This window comes from Mesorhizobium sp. M0909 (assembly GCF_040319515.1).
Lineage (GTDB): Bacteria > Pseudomonadota > Alphaproteobacteria > Rhizobiales > Rhizobiaceae > Mesorhizobium.
The window spans coordinates 1-1,177 of the sequence record NZ_JAMYOA010000063.1 but is presented as its reverse complement, the minus strand read 5'-3'; the positions used below and the strand labels follow the sequence as shown (position 1 = coordinate 1,177).

The window sequence follows — 1,177 nt, the reverse complement described above, 5'->3', positions numbered from 1 at the left end:
ATGGCAAAAGGTAAATTCGAGCGCACTAAGCCTCATGTGAACATTGGCACGATTGGTCACGTCGACCATGGCAAGACGTCGCTGACGGCGGCGATCACCAAGTATTTTGGCGAATACAAGCGCTACGACCAGATCGATGCGGCGCCGGAAGAGAAGGCGCGCGGCATCACCATTTCGACGGCGCATGTCGAATACGAGACCGCCAACCGCCACTATGCCCATGTCGACTGCCCCGGCCACGCCGACTATGTGAAGAACATGATCACCGGTGCGGCGCAGATGGACGGCGCGATCCTGGTGGTGTCGGCCGCCGACGGTCCGATGCCGCAGACCCGCGAGCACATCCTTTTGGCCCGCCAGGTCGGCGTGCCCTCGATCGTGGTGTTTTTGAACAAGGTCGACCAGGTCGACGACGCCGAGCTGCTCGAGCTGGTCGAACTCGAGGTGCGCGAGCTTTTGACCAAGAACGAGTTCCCCGGCGACGACATTCCGATCGTCAAGGGTTCGGCGCTTGCCGCCCTTGAAGATTCCGACAAGAAGATCGGCGAGGACGCCATCCGCGAGCTGATGGCTGCGGTCGATGCCTATATCCCGACGCCGGTTCGTCCGCTCGACAAGCCGTTCCTGATGCCGATCGAGGACGTGTTCTCGATCTCGGGCCGTGGCACGGTGGTGACCGGCCGCGTCGAGCGCGGCGTCGTCAAGGTCGGCGAGGAGCTGGAGATCGTCGGCATCCGTCCGACCACCAAGACGACCTGCACGGGCGTCGAGATGTTCCGCAAGCTGCTCGACCAGGGCCAGGCCGGCGACAACATCGGCGCGCTGCTGCGCGGTGTCGACCGTGAAGGCGTCGAGCGCGGCCAGGTCCTGGCCAAGCCCGGCACCGTCAAGCCGCACAAGAAGTTCGTTGCCGAAGCCTACATCCTGACCAAGGACGAAGGCGGCCGCCATACGCCGTTCTTCACCAACTACCGTCCGCAGTTCTATTTCCGCACGACGGACGTGACCGGCATCGTGTCGCTGCCGGAAGGCACCGAGATGGTGATGCCGGGCGACAACATCACCGTCGATGTCGAGCTGATCGTGCCGATCGCCATGGAAGAGAAGCTGCGCTTCGCCATCCGTGAAGGCGGCCGCACCGTCGGTGCCGGCATCGTCGTCACCATCAAAGAGTAAT

1 protein-coding gene is annotated in these 1,177 nt (G+C 63.0%); it reads left to right on the top strand.

Going from position 1 to position 1,177, the window contains the following annotated elements:
• Window positions 1–1,176 (top strand): elongation factor Tu, encoded by a 1,176-nt coding sequence (tuf, locus tag NKH83_RS31525; RefSeq protein WP_254817137.1) that lies wholly within the window; start codon window positions 1–3, stop codon window positions 1,174–1,176.
• Window position 1,177: the final 1 nt, after the last annotated feature.